The 12,807-nt window shown below is 65.9% G+C and carries 11 protein-coding genes; 3 read left to right on the top strand and 8 right to left on the bottom strand.

What is annotated here, in order from left to right:
• Nucleotides 1-540: 540 nt before the first annotated feature.
• The 6 genes from WA702_RS12410 to WA702_RS12385 all read right to left on the bottom strand — a co-directional run bounded on the left by WA702_RS12410 (nt 541) and on the right by WA702_RS12385 (nt 8,022).
• Nucleotides 541-759: a hypothetical protein gene (locus WA702_RS12410; RefSeq protein WP_425110819.1), complete on the bottom strand. Its 219-nt coding sequence runs from the start codon at nt 757-759 to the stop codon at nt 541-543.
• Complete coding sequence (locus WA702_RS12405; RefSeq protein ID WP_425110818.1) at nt 759-1,244, bottom strand: pyridoxamine 5'-phosphate oxidase family protein; 486 nt, start codon at nt 1,242-1,244, stop codon at nt 759-761. The genes WA702_RS12410 and WA702_RS12405 overlap by 1 nt, the downstream gene beginning before the upstream one ends.
• Nucleotides 1,245-1,420: 176 nt before the next feature.
• Nucleotides 1,421-3,346, bottom strand: a complete 1,926-nt coding sequence (locus tag WA702_RS12400) for an ABC transporter ATP-binding protein/permease (protein WP_425110816.1) — start codon at nt 3,344-3,346, stop codon at nt 1,421-1,423.
• A 125-nt stretch (nt 3,347-3,471) separates the two neighbouring features.
• Nucleotides 3,472-5,619 carry an ATP-binding protein gene (locus tag WA702_RS12395; protein WP_425110815.1) on the bottom strand — a complete coding sequence of 716 codons (2,148 nt, stop codon included), beginning with the start codon at nt 5,617-5,619 and terminating at the stop codon, nt 3,472-3,474.
• A 240-nt stretch (nt 5,620-5,859) separates the two neighbouring features.
• Nucleotides 5,860-7,086, bottom strand: a complete 1,227-nt coding sequence (gene chrA / locus WA702_RS12390; protein WP_425110814.1) for a chromate efflux transporter — start codon at nt 7,084-7,086, stop codon at nt 5,860-5,862.
• Between the two features lie 9 nt (nt 7,087-7,095).
• Complete coding sequence (locus WA702_RS12385; protein ID WP_425110813.1) at nt 7,096-8,022, bottom strand: glutathione S-transferase family protein; 927 nt, start codon at nt 8,020-8,022, stop codon at nt 7,096-7,098.
• A 163-nt stretch (nt 8,023-8,185) separates the two neighbouring features.
• On the opposite strand from WA702_RS12385, the gene WA702_RS12380 reads away from it, so the two are divergent.
• Together WA702_RS12380 and WA702_RS12375 are read left to right on the top strand one after the other, a co-directional pair.
• Nucleotides 8,186-9,940 carry an MOSC domain-containing protein gene (locus tag WA702_RS12380; protein WP_425110812.1) on the top strand — a complete coding sequence of 585 codons (1,755 nt, stop codon included), beginning with the start codon at nt 8,186-8,188 and terminating at the stop codon, nt 9,938-9,940.
• 104 nt (nt 9,941-10,044) lie between these two features.
• Nucleotides 10,045-10,575 carry a DUF805 domain-containing protein gene (locus WA702_RS12375; RefSeq protein WP_425110811.1) on the top strand — a complete coding sequence of 177 codons (531 nt, stop codon included), beginning with the start codon at nt 10,045-10,047 and terminating at the stop codon, nt 10,573-10,575.
• Nucleotides 10,576-10,611: 36 nt separating this feature from the next.
• Here the strand turns inward: WA702_RS12375 and WA702_RS12370 are convergent, their stop codons facing one another.
• Nucleotides 10,612-11,298 (bottom strand): phytanoyl-CoA dioxygenase family protein, encoded by a 687-nt coding sequence (locus WA702_RS12370; protein WP_425110810.1) that lies wholly within the window; start codon nt 11,296-11,298, stop codon nt 10,612-10,614.
• Nucleotides 11,299-11,454: 156 nt separating this feature from the next.
• On the opposite strand from WA702_RS12370, the gene WA702_RS12365 reads away from it, so the two are divergent.
• Nucleotides 11,455-12,360, top strand: a complete 906-nt coding sequence (locus WA702_RS12365; RefSeq protein ID WP_425110809.1) for a ribonuclease Z — start codon at nt 11,455-11,457, stop codon at nt 12,358-12,360.
• A 106-nt stretch (nt 12,361-12,466) separates the two neighbouring features.
• Here the strand turns inward: WA702_RS12365 and WA702_RS12360 are convergent.
• Nucleotides 12,467-12,807, bottom strand: a 341-nt coding sequence (locus WA702_RS12360; RefSeq protein ID WP_425110808.1) for a 4Fe-4S dicluster domain-containing protein, incomplete at its 5' end; no start/stop codon positions are given.

Below are 12,807 nucleotides of genomic sequence, written 5' to 3'. Positions count from 1 at the left end.
GGTGGCGGCGGCGCAGCTGGATGCGGAGGCGGTGGCGCAGCTGGATGCGGGGCCGGCGGTGCTGGCTGCGGATGCGGCGCTGCGCCCGGATGTTGCGGCGGAGCGCCAGGAGGCTGGCCATGGGGTGGCTGCTTCGGCTTTCCGTCAGGGCCGACTTCGCCCTGCGCCTGCGCCAGCACCAGCGGGGCAGCATGCGCCTGTGATCCAGAGCTTGCCATCTGCATCGCCGACGCGGCGGTCGTCGCAAGCAGCAAGAGACGAAGTTTGGTCATGTGATCTCGTTTCCCAATATGATTTGGTCGGGCGCGCGATGAACAAATAAGCGTTAGGCCGGAATGTGGCGACGTTCAAATCGCGGCGTCGATTTATTTCCGCCACATTGCAACGCGTGAACGCGCCCATTCATGGCGCATTCAGGCTTTACCTTCAACGGCTTGGATTGGAAACTCAGGCGGGGTATGTCGAGGCCGCATCAGCGGAAGATGCGGCCTCGGGTCGCTCGCAACTGGCCCGTCTCGATTGGGCTCGAGCGTATCGGGCTCAATCCGTCGCCGGATTCGGGGTCGTCGGACTGCTCGGCCCGTGCCCCGGCGATTCCTGCGGCATTTCGCCCGGCAGCTCTCGTGGCGGATTGGGCATGCCGGGCTCGGTGACCGGCGGTGGAATCTCCGGGCTCGGGTTGCCCACCGGATCTTCCGGCGGCGGCACGGTCGGGTGTCCCGGAGTCGCCGGCGGAATCTCCGGAGGTTCGATTGGCATCACAGCGAGACCTTGCGGTTGTCGCCGATGTCCGGGCGGCTGCCGGTCACGGCAGCGGCCGCCATCTTCACGTAACTCACGACCGTACCCGGCGAGTCCCAGAACTCGGCGTCATCGGGCGCGATCTTGAGTACGCGGATGTTGGGATCATCAGCGCTCTCCCACCATGCTTTCGCCGGTGTCCCGAACAGCTCCTTGATCTTGTTGCGGTCGTTGGAGATGGTCGCCTTGCCGCTGAGCGAGACATATTTCTGGCTGCCCGCGTCGGCGAACGAGAGATTGACGTTCGGATCGCGTGCGATCTCGGTATCCTTGTGGCGGCGGGCGTCGGTGAGGAAATAGACGGTATTCTCGTTGCGCTCGACATAGGCGGCCATCGGCCGCGCCCGCAGCTTGTCGCCATCGTGCGTCACCAGCATCGCGAAGCCGATCTTCTTCATCAAGTCCCAGACGCGGTCCTGATCGCGCGTGTTGTCATCCGTCATCGTTCGCTCCTCAATCATGCTTAGAAACAGCAACGCGGCGGTGCCGTACGATGTTCCTCGATCGCGGGGCGGAACCGGTCAGCTCCGCAGCAGTCGGGGTTGAACACCGCCGCGCTCGGTCGCGCTGGCCTGGTGATAGAAGCGCGCGCAAATGCGCACTGGGCCGGGGGTAACGCTCACGCCGCCATCTTCCCCGCTGGCTTGCGCTGGCGCAGGAAGCGACCGAGCAGCCGGCGCTTGCCTTTGCGCGGGATCAGGTCGATGTCGCTGACCAGCTTGGCGCCGCCCTTGCGACGTTCCAGCACGATCTTGCGGCTGTGGAAGGCTTCGAGCTCGACCCGGTGAGCGACGCTGACGATGGTTGCCCGCGGCAATTCGCTCGTCACCATCTGCATCATCTTGTCCTGACTCTTGGCATCGAGCGCCGAGGTGGCCTCGTCCAGCACCACGATGTCGGGGCTGTGCAGCAACAGCCGCGCGAAGGCGAGGCGCTGCTTCTCGCCACCGGACAAGGTCTGATCCCACGGCGCTTCCTCCTCGATCTTGTCCTTGAGATGATCGAGCCCGACCTTGTGCAGGGCCTTGCCGATCTCGTCCACGGTCCAATCGTCTGCGGCGCCGGGATAGGCGACCGCGCGGCGTAGGGTGCCGGATGGCACGTAAGGCCGCTGCGGCAGCATGAACAGCCGCCGGTCGGCATGAAAATTGACGCTGCCGCCACCCCATGGCCACAGGCCGGCGATGGCGCGCACCAGCGTGCTTTTGCCGGTGCCGGATTCGCCGGCGACCAAGAGCCGCTCGCCGGGATCGATCACCACCTCGGTTTCGCCGACCACCGCGGTGCCGTCGTCCAGCGTGACCGAGAGATCGTTCAGGCTCAGCATCGCCTCGCCCTCGGTCTCGCCGCGCTTGATGCGGCCAAAGCCGTCGCCGAGCTCGGCGCGCTCCAGTGCATCCAGCGACATCATCAGCGAGGCGATGCGCCGCGCGCAGGCGTTCCAGTCGGCCAGGCTCGGATAGTGGTCGACCAGCCAGCCGAACGCGCTTTGCACGATGGTGAAGGCGCTCGCCGCCTGCATCACCTCGCCAAGGCTCATGCTGCCGTCGAGGAATTTCGGTGCGCATAATAGCAAAGGAACGACGGGAGCAATCAGGCTGGAGCCCTGCGACACCAATGTGGTGCGCATGTGCTGGCCGGCCAGTCGCGCCCATTGCCGCAGCACGTTGCCGAAGGTCTTGTCGATGCCGTCGCGTTCCTCCTGCTCGCCGCCGAGCAGCGCGATGCTCTCGCCATTCTCGCGCAGGCGGGTCAGCGTGTAGCGGAATTCAGCCTCGGCCTGGTTCTTGTCCTCGGAAATCGATACGAAGCGGCGGCCGATCACCAGGATCGAGCCGGAGGCGATCGCGGCATAGAGCACCGCTGCGATAACGAGGAAGCCGGGGATCGTGACCAGCTTGCCGCCGAGATGGATGGTCAGCGCGCCGCCGATGGTCCAGAGCACGACGATGAAGGTCGCGGCCGACAGCAGCGCCGAGGTCACGCCCGCCATGAAATCGACCGGCGAGTCGGTGGCGATGCGCAAATCCTCGGCGATGCGGTACTCGGGATTCTTGTGATCGCCGCTGACCAGGTTGAGCTGATAGTAGCGGCCATTGCCGAGCCAGCGCGTGATCACGCTGCTGGTGAGCCAGGCGCGCCAGCGGCGCTGGATCGCCATCCGCGCATAGACTTGCGCGACGCCGAGCGCAACGCTGCCGATCGCAAGCGGAAAGAACAATGCGGAAAGATGGAAGACGGTGTCCGCGGCGCGCTTCTCGATAGCGTCGAAGATCGCGCGATTCCAGACGTTGATGCCATACTGGACTGCGACATTGGCGACGATCATCACCAGCAGGCCGATCGTGAACAGCCAGGCGAGGCGGTCGCCGTTTCGGCCCCAATAGCCGCGCGCGCTGATCCAGAAGCGCGTCAGCAGATACCTCTTGCGAACGTGTTCGGCTTCCTCGGGCGAGAGCTCCGGATCGGGCTCGACCACTTCCGGGGGCGGCGGCTCGATCGCGTCGCCGTCTTCGGCCGCGACCTCCGTGATCGGCGCCTTCATCTCCGCCGCAGCCGGTTCAGATGTCGGTCGGGACGTCGTTTGCACCTGCACCATGGTCCGACAACGGAACCGAAATCAGTTGGTTCCGCTACGGTCCCGCGGTCGCGGCGGCGCACCGCCGCCGCTTACTGGCGCGGTGCTGCCGCAGCTGGCGACGAGGCATAAGGTGGTGCCACCTTATGCAGCGTGCGCGACAGCTCCTCGATCGTATAAGGCTTCCGCAGGAGCTCGAAGCCCTGCGCACCCTGCTGCGCCAGCACGTGGCTGTAGCCGGTCGCCAGCACCACCGGCACCGCGGAATCGAGCCGGCGCATCTCCTCGGCGAGCTCGAGGCCGCTCATGCCCGGCATCACCACGTCGGTGAAGACGACGTCGAACTGGCTGCCGCTACCGATCAGCTCCTCCAGCGCGTCCTTGGCGTTGTCGACCAGCGTGGTGCGGTAGCCGAGTTCGGCGAGTGCGTCGGTGGCCGAGCGGCCGACATCGATGTTGTCCTCGACCACCAGCACCGACATGCCGTTGCCGCCGATCGGCGCGGTCGGCTCGGACGAGGAAGCGGAGACTGCCGTATCGATTGCGCCTGCGACGCGCGGCAGGTACAGCGTGAAGGTCGCGCCAAGGCCGAGCTCGCTCGCAACATGAACCTCGCCGCCGGACTGCTTGGCGAAGCCGAACACCTGCGACAGGCCGAGGCCGGTGCCGTGGCCGATCGTCTTGGTGGTGAAAAACGGCTCGAAGATGCGGCTGAACTGGTCCCGCGCAATGCCGATCCCGGTGTCGCGCACAGAGACCGCCACATAGCCGAGCGGCTGCCGTTCGCCCGGCCGCAGCGGCGGCGGCAGATCGGTGACGTGGTGAACCGTAATGGTCAGGCGTCCCTCGCCGGCCATCGCGTCGCGCGCATTGACCGCCATGTTGATCAGCGCGGTCTCGAACTGGCCGGCGTCGGCATGGATGGCGCAGGCCTCGTCGGGGATCGAGATCTGGATTTCGATCCGCGAGCCCACCAGGGTGCGGATCATGTCGCGCAGCGCGCCGACGGTACGGCCGGCGTCGAATATTTCCGGCTTCAGCGCCTGTCGGCGCGCGAAGGCCAACAGTTGTGCGGTCAGCTTCGCGGCCCGTGCCACCGTGTCCGAAATCGCGTCGATGTAGCGCAGCCGCCGCTCATCCGGTAGGTTCGGCCGTCGCAACAGGTCGGCCGACGCCCGGATCACCGTAAGCAGGTTGTTGAAGTCGTGCGCGACCCCGCCGGTGAGCTGGCCCAGCGCCTCCATGCGCTGGCCGTGCTTGAGCGCATCCTCGGCCTCGATGCGGCGCGCGGCTTCGGCATGGAGCGTCTGCGTCCGTCGCAGCGCCAGCATCAGGAGCAGAAACAGCAGCGCTGTCGCGGGCAGGCCGAAGATCAGCTGCCGGCTCATGGCGGCGAGCCAGCGGTCGCGGATCGCTGCGGTCTCGAGACCGGCGGTGACATAGACCGGATACTCGGCCAGCCGCTGATAACCGATGCGCCGCTCGATGCCGTCGATGGGCGACGTCGCGGTGATAAGGCCGGCCGGACGCGCGGCCATGGCTTTCAACGTAACGACGTCCAGGCCACGGTCGGCCGGCAATGCCGGAAACCGCGCGAGCGGGGTACCGTCGGCCCGACGCACCGCGAAATAGCTGCCGGCCTCACGGCCGATCCGGGCGTAGAAATTCTCGAAATATTGCGGCAGCAGCGACGCCTGGACCACGCCGGTGAAGCTGCCATCCGCGCTCAGGCGCCGCCGGCTGACGCCGAAGAACGATGCACCCGGGTAGGGGGAGCGTGGCGCCAACGCCGTGCCGATATAGGTGCCGATGTCGCCGGGGACGTGCGCCCTGAAATAGTCGCGGTCGGCGAAATCGATCTCGGACGGCGGCGAGGCCAGGCTGTTCACCAGAGTGCGCCCCTGCGCATCGAACACCCAGGCCGATTTCATTTGCGGCAGGCTGGCGACGAGCTCTTTCAGCCGTGCATGCAAAGCGGGCTCGCGCGCGCGGATCTCGTCGTCGGACAGCCCGCGAATGATCTCGTTGATCTCCGCCAGGCTGCGGTCGATGGTCTCGAACACCTTCAGCGCGTGCTCGTGCACGACATCGAGGGAGCGTGTGATCTCGCGATCGGCCTCGTCCTGCGTCGCGCTGTAGGAAACGAACGAGGCGACGATGAAGAGCCCGAGCGGCAACGCCAACGAGGCGATCATCATCCATCGCAACAGTCTCAGCGAATTGCGTTGCGCGCTCTGCACGGTCGCTCCAGCCTTCGATGATTCGAGCTTACATGCAATTGGCCGGCCTCACAAAATGGCAATACTTCCATATCGGACCGGTTCCAGAGGTTGCCCTTCTATATTCTACCTTTGGTTGAACGTATTGCAAGAATTCCGCAAGGATTTTCATCGAACACGACGGCATGTTCTGCCGAGCGGAATGGCATTGCTGACGGCGTTCTCCAGCTCCGCCGCGGATCGTTCGCATGAAGGCACCGATCAGATCATCGCCATGGCCACGCCCGCGGCGGCGCTGAAGGCGACCACGAGCAGCGGTGGGGCGCGCCAGGCGACCAGCAGGACAAAGCCTGTCAGCGCGATGCCGAAATCCGGCGCCGTATGGACTGAGGTGGTCCATACCGGATTGTACAGCGCCGCGCCGAGCAGGCCGACCACCGCGGCGTTGACGCCGCGCATCACGGCCTGCGCGCCAGTCCGTTTCCGGAAAGAGCTCCAGAACGGCAGCACGCCCAGCAATACCAGCATGCCCGGAAGAAAGATGCCGATGAGACCCACGCATGCACCCGCAAGTCGGTACGGTTCAGGCACAACCATTGCACCGAGATAGGCCGCGAAGGTGAAGAGCGGGCCCGGCACGGCCTGGGCGGCGCCGTAGCCGGCGAGGAAGGCATCGTCGCTCAGCCAACCCGGTGCGACGAAGGCTTCACGCAGCAAGGGGAGCACGACGTGGCCGCCGCCGAACACGAGCGCGCCTGAGCGATAGAACGCATCGAACAGGGCCACATTGGCCGATCCGCTCACGCCGTGCAGGATCGGAAGTCCCGCCAGCAGCAAGATGAAGCCGGCCAACGCGACGAGGCCGGCGGTCCGCGATACCGGCATCGCGATATCACCGGCCGTCGCCTGTGCTCCGCTGCGGCACAGCCAGAGACCGGCAATCCCACCGACGACGATCGCTCCGATCTGCGCCGCTGACGCCGGGCTGAACAGCACGATCAGCGCCGCGGCCACGGCGATCGAGGCACGCGTTCGGTCGGGGCAGAGCGTGCGCGCCATGCCCCAGACGGCCTGCGCCACGATCGCCACCGCCGTCAGTTTCAACCCATGCAGCAACCCGCTTCCCGCCGGTCCGCCGAGCGCGGCAGCGCCGTAGGCAAAGAGAATGAGGGCCGCGGCCGACGGCAGCGTGAAGCCGGTCCAGGCGGCGAGCGCGCCGAGATAGCCGGCCCGCAGCAAGCCGATCGAAAATCCGACCTGGCTGCTGGCCGGGCCGGGCAGAAACTGGCAGAGGCCGACGAGATCCGCAAAGGCGTGCTCGTCGATCCACCTGCGGCGCAGCACGAACTCGTCGCGGAAGTAGCCGATATGGGCAATCGGGCCGCCGAAACAGGTCAGACCCAGCCGGAGAAATACCAGCAGCACGTCGAGCGGCGCGCCGCGACCGGGCCGATCAAGGTCTGATGTCGTCGGCTCCGGTTGGTGCATGGATCGCATCTACGCCGCAAACACCAGAAAGCCTGCGCGTGGGAAATGCACCACCACCTCGCCGGCCTGCGGATCGTGACGGCGGATCGCGATGTGCTGGGCTGACAATGCGACGATCGCGCCGCCGACGCGCACCTTGCCGTAATCGTCGGGCATCACCTCCACCTTGTCGCCGACCTTGCGGCCGTTGGGATCGTCGAGGTCGGGCAATTCCTCGGTCTGCGGGGTGGCCGCTGTCGCAATCGCAAGCGCCTCGGAGGAGGAGATCTCGGTGCGCTCGCCATGGCCTATGGCATGCAGCCGCGCCGCCCAGCAGCGGGCGTGGTCATATTCGCCGAGCAGATCGGCGGCATTGTCCAGATTGCTGCGGGCGTACCAGATGTTCATATAGGCGTCGATATCGCACAGGCTCGGTGCATCACCGGCGATCCACGGCCGCTCGTCGCGGAGCTGGATGTCGATCCATTCCAGATGGCTGCGAAACTGGTCGCGCATCTGCGGGATCGCGGCCTTCATCGCCGCGACATCGAACTTGGCGCCGCGCAGTTGCTCGCGATCGGCGATGAAGGCTGCAGGAACCTTGTCCGCCAGCGTGCCGAACACGAGGTTCACGGTGTTCTGGAAGAAGCAGCGGTCGGTCCACATCGCGCTGGCCCAGGCCAGTCCCTGATATCCCTTCGGCACCAGGCTCGGCGCGGGAAAGCGCCGCTCCAGCTCCCGCATGATGCATTGGGTATCGCAATAGATATCGGCGCCGATCTGCATCACCGGCGTCCGCCTGTAACCACCGGTCAGCGGCATCAGATCCGGCCGCGGCATGATCCGCGAGATCCTGACCGAGCTCCAGGCGAGTCTCTTCAGGCCGAAGATCAGCCGAATCTTCTCGGAGAACGGCGATTCGTCGAAATGATGCAGAATGATGCGCGGCTCGGCCATGGCGCGATCGCTCCCGAGAGGTGTGAGATCAGCGTGGCGAAGGTAGACTGCGGAGGCAAGGCCCGCAATGCGGGCGCTCTCGTCGCCGATCGGGCGCTGCGAAAACACTTGTCGGGTCGCGAAAGTTTCACCAGATCGAGTCAGCGGTCATGGGAGCACAGGGATGGCGCGTCTGCTTTCGGTGAATGTCGGCTTGCCGCAGGAGGTGACGTGGCAGGGCAGGACGGTTTGCAGCGCCATCTGGAAGGCGCCGGTCGACGGCCGCCGCATGGTGCGTCGGCTCAACATCGACGGCGACGGGCAGGGTGACCTCGCCGGTCATGGCGGCGAGCACCGTGCCGTGATGGTCTACCAGATCGAGTCCTATCGTTATTGGCAGAACCATTTCGGCCGGGGCGAATATCCCTTCGGTCAGTTCGGCGAGAATTTCACGGTCGATGGGTTGGCCGACGCCGAGGTGTGCATCGGAGACCGGTACCGAATCGGCCGCGCCCTGTTCGAGGTGACTCAACCGAGGGTCACCTGCTATCGCGTCGGCATTCGTATGGATGAGCCGGAGATGGCGGCGCTGCTGGTCAAGCACCGCAGGCCGGGCTTCTATTTCCGCGTGCTGGAGGAGGGCGAAGTCGAAGCCGGCGACGAGATCACGCAGGTCGATCGTGGGCCCGAGCGCATCAGCGTGCTGGCCATCGATGCCTTGCTCTATCTGCCCGGCCATCCCCGCGATCAACTCGAGCGCGCGCTGCGCGTTCCGGCGCTCAGTGCCGGCTGGCGCCATTCGTTCGAGGCACTGCTGGCGCAAGACAGCGGCGGACCGGGAGGAAATGCAGGGCTGACCGGTGCGGCCGCACCGCCTCCGGCATGGCCGGGCTTTCGGCCGTTCCGTGTGGTGCGCAAACGGCAGGAGAGCGGAGCGGTGGTCTCGCTCGTGCTCGAGCCCGCGGATGGGCAGCCGTTCGAGAAGGCGCGGCCCGGACAGTTCATCGTGCTGCGGCTGCAGACCGCGGCAGGGGCGCGCCTGATCCGGAGCTACTCGGTGTCCGACGCGCCGAGTGCGGCGTCGTATCGCATCAGCGTCAAGCGGGAAACCGGGGGCGCGGCCAGCACCTATGTCAACGACACGCTGAACGTCGGCGATCTCGTCGATGTCGGCGCGGCGCGCGGCGCTTTCACGCTGACGTCGGGTGATGCGCCCATCGTTCTGATCAGCGCCGGGATCGGCGTGACGCCTGTTCTCGCGATGCTTCACATCCTGGCGACGCAATCGTCGGCGCGCGAGGTGTGGTGGCTGCACGGCGCGCGCAACGGCCGCGAGCATCCGTTCGCTGCGGAGACAAGAGAGCTGCTCAAGACACTCAGCCGTGCGCACAGCCAGATCCGCTACAGCGCACCGATGCCTGACGATCGGCCGGGGATCGACTTCGATGCGCGTGGCCGTCTCGATGCGCAGGCGCTGGCGAAGCTCGGCCTGCCCGCAGACGGTGACTTCTTCATCTGCGGCCCGTCGGTCTTCATGCGCGACATGACGTCCGGCCTGCAGGCCCTCGGCGTGCCGTCCGCTCATATCCACACCGAAACCTTCGGCGCGTCAGCGTCCGTCAATCCCGGCATTGTTGGCGGGCTCCACAAGCCGCCGCATCTACCCGATGGTCCGCCGGGTACCGGGCCGATGGTCTCGTTCACCCGCAGCGGCGTCAACGTGCGCTGGAGCCCTGGTTTCAACAGCCTGCTCGAGCTTGCCGAGGCCTGTGACGTGCCGGCGCGATGGTCATGCCGCACCGGCGTTTGTCATATGTGCGAGACCGGGCTTGTGGAGGGAACGATCGGTTACCGGCCGGACCCGGTCGACGCACCGGCCGACGGTAACGTGCTGATCTGCTGCGCGCGTCCCGAAAGCGACACCGCGATCGATCTCTGAGGCAGGCGAAGTAACACTGAAGAAACCTTCGCGCGCGAATCCCGCTTCGCCTTAACCCGCCGGCAACGGGCCGAGACCAGGGTGCGCCAAGGGGGAACGCACCGATGCTCGACATGGTCTTCGGGTTCAATGTCCGTCTGGGGCGCCTGACGTATTTCCTGAGTAGCATCGCGCTCGGGATCTTGAACATGCTGCTGCTGATCCTGGCCGTGTACTACACCTACCGTGTCGGCCCGACGCAGGGGCTCCGCCCCTTCTTGTTGTTCGCGGGCTGGCCGCTTCTCGTCGTCATCGGCTTCACCATGGTGAGCAACTTCATGCTCGCGGCGATGCGGATACGCGATATCGGGTGGGACCCGGTCGTCGTCATCTCCGCATGGGTCGCCGTTCTCGTCATCGACTGGATGATCGCCAGCAGGATGCCGGCGCTGGCATTGGCGCAGCAGCACGCCACCATCATCGGCGGCCTGATCAATTTCGGCCTGATGCTGGCGCTTTTGTTCTGGCCGGGCGCCGAGCGGGCCGCAGCGCCACCGCGCTTCGATGATTTCGTCCCAAGCGAGCCGCGAGGCACCATGCGGGGTTCGGCCTCCGTAGCGTCGGACCGCATCGCGAGGTTCGGTCACCGCGACTGACCGACGCTTGATCTGCGGTTTGATCGACCGCGCTCATCAGCCGTCGTAGATCTCGTCATACGCCATTCGCACGGCCCGCAACTGCCGGGTCTTGTCCCAATCGTCCGGGTGCGCAGCCTTGCCATAGGTAATCAGCATCGACCGGCGCGGCGCGCCGCTGTGGTTGCGGGTCGCACCGTGCAGCAGATTGGCGTCGAACAGCAGGATATCGCCTGCCTTACCCTCGACGCAGCTTGCGGTATCTGCTTCGCCTGCGCCGTGACGATGCGTGCCAGGGATCAACTGCGTCGCGCCATTGTGCGCGCCATAGGCATCGAGGAAGGCGAGCGCCGAGACGCAATCGGTGCCCTCCGGGTTGGTGCCGTCCCGGTGCGGAAGTTGTGCGACGCCGCCGGCAAGCGGTTCGCGCCCCTCAACCTGGGCCAGGAAGAACGGGGCCTTTAGCAGATGATAGGCGGCTGCCAGCATGATCGGCATCCGGCACACCTGCTGCACTGTCGGATCGACGTCGAGCAGGGAATGGCGCCAGTCGCGGCCACGCGGAACGGGCCACCCCTCCGACGGCAACGCGCCGGCCTCGAACGCCGCGCGTAATGGCGGCAGCCATGACTGCGGGATCGCGCCGCGCAGCAGGAGATAACCTTGATTGTCCAGCAGCCGCGCGTCCGCATCGGCAAGCCGATCGATCCTTGAGCACGTCGAGAGGTCGGTCACGGCGAGCATCCCTGTGAAATCGAGCGCGGCATGTTCTGCATCAGCCCGCAGGATGAACAAGGTTTGCGGATATGGCGGACGATTGCAATGCCGGCCACGCATGCATTGGAAGTACGCCATGAGCTTGCTAGATCAGCCGGGACTGCTGCGAAAGACGGGTTACGAATGTTCGCGCTCACCTTCCTCGGGACGTCGGCCAGCGTTCCATCGGCCGCACGCAACCATCCCGGGCTTCTTGTCGAGTCGGGCGGTCACCGCATCCTGATTGATTGCGGCGAAGGCACGCAACGCCAGCTGCTGCAGGCCGGCGCGGGGTTTCGACGGCTCGACCGGCTGCTTCTGACCCACGGTCATTTCGACCACATCCTCGGCATTCCCGGGCTGTTCTCGACCCTGAGGACGCGGCGGAGCGCCGACGCCATGACCATCCATGGCAGCCCGGACACGCTCGACATCGTCATCAGGATGCTGGCCGGGCTCTGGGGCGAGGGGCGGGCGCCGATTCCGCTGCAGCTCACGCCGCTGACAGCCGGCCGGGTCATCGATGCCGGCGAGTTCAGCATCGATTGCTTTCCGATCCGCCACCGCGACACACAAAGCGTGGCGTTTTCCTTCGCCAGTCCGGGCCGTCGCCATCTCCGCGCTGACCGCCTGACGGCTCTTGGCGTGCCGAATGGTCCGGTGCGCAAGGAACTGGCGGAAGGACGGAAGGTGTCACTCGCTGAAGGCGTGACGATCGATCCCGAGGATGTGCTGGGCCCGCCGCAGGGAGGGAGGAAGCTCGTCATCGTGGGTGACACCGAAACCACGGAGGGGCTGGCCGCGCATGTTCGCGATGCCGATCTCCTGGTGATCGAAGCGACCTTCCTCGATCGCGATGCCGCGACCGCGCGCGACTACGGACACCTCACGGCGCGCGAGGCGGCCACGCTTGCGGCTGAGGCGAACGTCAAGCAGCTCGTGCTGAACCATATCTCCGGCCGCTATCCCGATGCGGAGATCGAAGCCGAGGCGCGCGCGATATTTTCGAACACCCGGATCGCCGCGGATCTCGACCGCATCATGGTCTGATTAGCAGCCTGCGGCCCGTTACCCATCTACCGCGGCCTGTCATCCGCAAAACAAAAACGCCGGCGGCCATCAGCCACCGGCGTTCACCAACTCACATCGAGATCGCCTAGATCTGCCGCTCGACCAGCTTCAGCTTCAGTTCGGCGATCGCTTCTGCCGGGTTGAGGCCCTTCGGGCAGGCCTTGGCGCAGTTCATGATGGTGTGGCAGCGATAGAGCCGGAAGGGATCCTCTAGATCATCGAGCCGCTCGCCGGTGGCTTCGTCGCGGCTGTCCTTGACCCAGCGGGTCGCCTGCAGCAGCGCGGCGGGGCCGAGATAGCGCTCGCTGTTCCACCAGTAGCTCGGGCACGAGGTCGAGCAGCAGGCGCAGAGGATGCACTCGTAGAGGCCGTCGAGCTTCTCGCGATCCTCGTGGCTCTGCTTCCATTCCTTCTGCGGCGTCGGCG

It is taken from the genome of Bradyrhizobium sp. (assembly GCF_049798375.1).
In the GTDB taxonomy this organism is placed as follows: Bacteria; Pseudomonadota; Alphaproteobacteria; order Rhizobiales; family Xanthobacteraceae; genus Bradyrhizobium.
The sequence above is the reverse complement of the archived record's forward strand: the minus strand, read 5'-3'. Positions and strand labels throughout refer to the sequence as shown.